Origin of the sequence: Acinetobacter sp. IK23 (assembly GCF_035615275.1) — a bacterium.
GTDB lineage: Bacteria > Pseudomonadota > Gammaproteobacteria > Pseudomonadales > Moraxellaceae > Acinetobacter > Acinetobacter seifertii.
The window spans coordinates 1-3608 of record NZ_JANBNX010000056.1 but is presented as its reverse complement, the minus strand read 5'-3'; the positions used below and the strand labels follow the sequence as shown (position 1 = coordinate 3608).

Below are 3608 nucleotides of genomic sequence, written 5' to 3'. Positions count from 1 at the left end.
TCGCTTGATTAAAGCTTGGTTATACGAGGACCAATTGGTTGTACGATAGATTTTAGGTGTAGGCTTCTTCATCTGGAAATTATATTACTGAAGAAGCCTTCAAGAATAGCTTTGTGCAACAAAGCCTGTTTCGACTATTAAGCCGCGTTATTTTGCTTAATATATTTCTCTAGCATTTTTTCTTTCACATCAACATGCATATTGATTTTACTGAGGTCGCCCTTATAGTGCTCAACAACGCGTTCATCCATAATTTTTGACCACCAAGATGGAATAAACGCAGGCAAAATCATTGCACCATAACCTGCTGGTAATTGCGGTGCATCTTCAAAATGCCGCAAGGTCTGAAAGCTACGAGTTGGATTTGCATGATGATCTGAATGCCGTTGTAATTGATACAAGAACAGATTGGTCACCACATTATTATTATTCCAGCTGTGCTCTGGCAAAGTACGTTCATATTGGCCATTTTCTTTCTTTGCACGCTTTAAACCATAATGTTCAATGTAATTCACCGATTCAAACAAAGTTATTGCATACGCAGCTTGAGTAACTTGAAATGGAATCGAACGCGCACCAAATTTCGCAAACATGGCTGCATGGTACACAGCCGACATTGCCCAGCCATGAATCAGTTCATTTTCCTTACAGAAGAAAGGCAATTTCTTACGCTCTAAGCGATTCTTCTCAATTTCAATCGCCGATTTAAAACTCCCAACTACAGTCCGCGGTAAGAACTTCCAAAAGGTTTCGCCAAATTTTGAAGATGCTGGGTCCTCAGGTGTCGCAACACGGCGGTGATGTCCATAAGGGTGTTCAATTCGGAAATGGTTATACCCCGAAGGTGCTAACGCCAAATGAGATAAATAATGTTCAAGTCGACCACTCTTATGACTAAGTTCATGTGCAGTATTAATCGCAATCCCATTGACCATTCCTACTAAAGTTCCAAGTAAAACCTGATCAGCTATAGGTGTATTTTTACGAGTTGCCAAATATGCTCCATAGATATTGGTTGCATATTGCAAAGGAATAAAAAGTTTAACAATACGGGCGTAATACGGATCCGCTTCTAAATCAGCGATTGCATCTAATGGTGGATTTTCCTTGTCTTCACCAATCAGTTTATCTAATGCTGGAATAACACCATGAATAAATAATGGTCCAAATGAAGCGAAGAACTTTTTAGTTTTTTTAGGACCAAATTGGTAGCCTGCTAGCCCACCCATTGCTATGGTCGGTACAGCTAAACCCAATAGCCATAAATGACGTTTTTTATCCTTAAATTTTGTTGTCGCTTGCTCGACATCCAGTTGAGTATGCATATTCATTAGAGACTCCAATCAAACACAAAATGTTTTGCTTGAATTGATTGTGCTCGCTCATAGACCCTCTATATTATCATTTTAAGACTTGCTATTATCATTTTAAGACTTTGCTGAGTTTTTCTTGTGCAGAAGCAACAGATTCCTGTTATCCCATCACGTTATTATTTACGGCTGATTGAAATTTTAATCGGCACGCATCAATACGATAATGATTTACTGAGGGCATTCCAACAAGAACTGGCAAAAACAGAATTATTATCGATTCAACAAATTGAACAATTCATTGAGATGGGTTTGAGTTTGCCCAACACTCAAGAATTAGCCTTTGAACTGGGTAAGAATATTAAACTCAGCTCACACAGTCTGGTGGGTTATGCGCTAATGACTAGTCCTAATTTGGAACATGCACTTAGGCTGATTGCACAATATTTTAGACTGATTATGCCGAGTTTTAAGCTCAGCATTGGGTTTCCGACCAATCAGCAAAAGGTTGAATTATTATTTGAACCGATTTTGCAGATGAATAAGCAGTGTTTGGCTTTTCATATTGAAGCGATTGCCGTGGCGTTTTACTACAGCTTGTTAGAGTTGGTAGGCCAGCAATTACAGCGCTATCAAGTGTATTTGAGTATTCCTGAGCCGAGCTATCAAGAACGTTACATATCTTTAGTGAAGGCCAATTTCCACTTTAACTATACATGGCTTTCAGGTATACGCGTGGTGATTGATGAGCAACAACTAACACTACCCTTGCCTCTAGCTGACGCACATAGTTTAAAAATAGTTGAGCAACGCTGCCAGGAACAAATCCAGAAGATCTACCATCAAGGCGAAATTGTTGAATGGGTCAGCATGATGTTGCGACAAGCCAATCAAGTTCCCACCCTAATGGAATGTGCCAAAGTATTAAATATTTCGACCAAAACCTTGCAACGTTATTTACAGCAGCAAGGTGTTGAATTCCATGCTTTAAAGCAACAAATCAGCACTGAGCGTGCCATTGATTTATTAGAGAATTCTAGCTTTACCATTACCCATATTGCCTATGAACTGGGCTATTCTAATCCTGCCAATTTCACCCGTGCATTTAATAAAGTACACGGCTGTAGTCCACAAGCTTATCGGCAAGAATATCTCAAGAAAGTAAATCTACTTTAGAACCACTAAACATAAACCAGCGCCTATAGGCAAAATACTACTCATGAAATCTGCATTCTTTTTAATCAAAGATAAAAATGGACTTACCTCAGCTGCATGTGAAATAACCTTATCAATAATAAGAACACCACCTTTGGGCTTCATCAGACGCTTTAAATCTGGCCAATAACTTTCATATGCATCACGTTCAGCGTCTAACAAAATAAAATCGAAAGTTTCCTGAGCTTCATTTAAATAATCTGCGGCATCCCCTATCCAAAAATTAACCACTTCATTTAATGCCAGTTCAGTAACATGGCGTTTCGCCTCATTACTACGATTGGCATCAATTTCAAGCGTGATTACTTTTCCGTGTGTCGATTGTGCAGCCTCAGCAAGCCATAAAGTAGAATAACCTGTTGAAGTACCAATTTCTAAAATTGATTTGGCCTGCTGCATTCGAATCAATTGCGATAGAAGTTTTGCAGAATCAGCCTCAATATTTCGATAGCGCAGCAAGCGATCTGACTGCTGGGCATCATGTCGTTTAAAGGTGTCATATAAATCTGCAACTCTTTGTAAGAAAAAAGTATTTGGCATATTTTCACCTTTTAAAATTGTTATTTTATATGACAGCCGTTTAAATTAAGTGCTTTGAATTAACTTGAACCGCGGCACGATACTTCCATCAGCCATTTGAACCGTTTCAGTAAACATATCTAGCGGACGTACCCATGTTGAATAGTCACCATAAAGACACTGATAAACAACTAACTCCTCTTCAGTCTCGCTGTGTTTTGCTACAGAAAAAACTTGATAGAGATTACCTTTATAATGCTGATAAATGCCGCGTTGCAATGACATGAAAGTACCTTTTAATGTTATGACATAAAATCTTTACAGCCATATAACATATATAAATTTTTAAATACTTTCACTTTAAAAGATAAAAAAGAGTAATAAAGAGCATTTAGAGATAAATTATTGATCTTATTTATGAATACACTCAATAATTCAAAAAACCGATTAAATCTATAAAAACATACTGTTTCACCTATTTTGTGTTTTCACGTACTATGCATCTATTGAAAGAATTTGGATGCATTGGAGTAAAAACAGATGTTAGATCAAAACATTAAAACT

Annotated in this window: 4 protein-coding genes; 1 reads left to right on the top strand and 3 read right to left on the bottom strand. The window is 37.6% G+C overall.

What is annotated here, in order from left to right:
- Positions 1-137 precede the first annotated feature (137 nt).
- The gene (locus MSG95_RS18745) at positions 138-1331 is read right to left on the bottom strand and encodes an alkane 1-monooxygenase (RefSeq protein ID WP_049064306.1); all 1194 of its coding nucleotides are present in this window, start codon (positions 1329-1331) and stop codon (positions 138-140) included.
- A 120-nt stretch (positions 1332-1451) separates the two neighbouring features.
- Here MSG95_RS18745 and MSG95_RS18740 point away from each other — a divergent pair, with 120 nt between their 5' ends.
- The gene (locus MSG95_RS18740; RefSeq protein WP_077164570.1) at positions 1452-2486 is read left to right on the top strand and encodes a helix-turn-helix domain-containing protein; all 1035 of its coding nucleotides are present in this window, start codon (positions 1452-1454) and stop codon (positions 2484-2486) included.
- Here the strand turns inward: MSG95_RS18740 and MSG95_RS18735 are convergent.
- Positions 2478-3065, bottom strand: coding sequence for an O-methyltransferase (locus MSG95_RS18735; RefSeq protein ID WP_077164571.1), 588 nt, complete (start codon positions 3063-3065; stop codon positions 2478-2480). The genes MSG95_RS18740 and MSG95_RS18735 overlap by 9 nt on opposite strands.
- Positions 3066-3110: 45 nt before the next feature.
- A complete protein-coding gene (locus MSG95_RS18730; protein WP_004702746.1) occupies positions 3111-3329 on the bottom strand; it encodes a DUF1653 domain-containing protein in 219 nt (72 codons plus the stop codon).
- Positions 3330-3608: the final 279 nt, after the last annotated feature.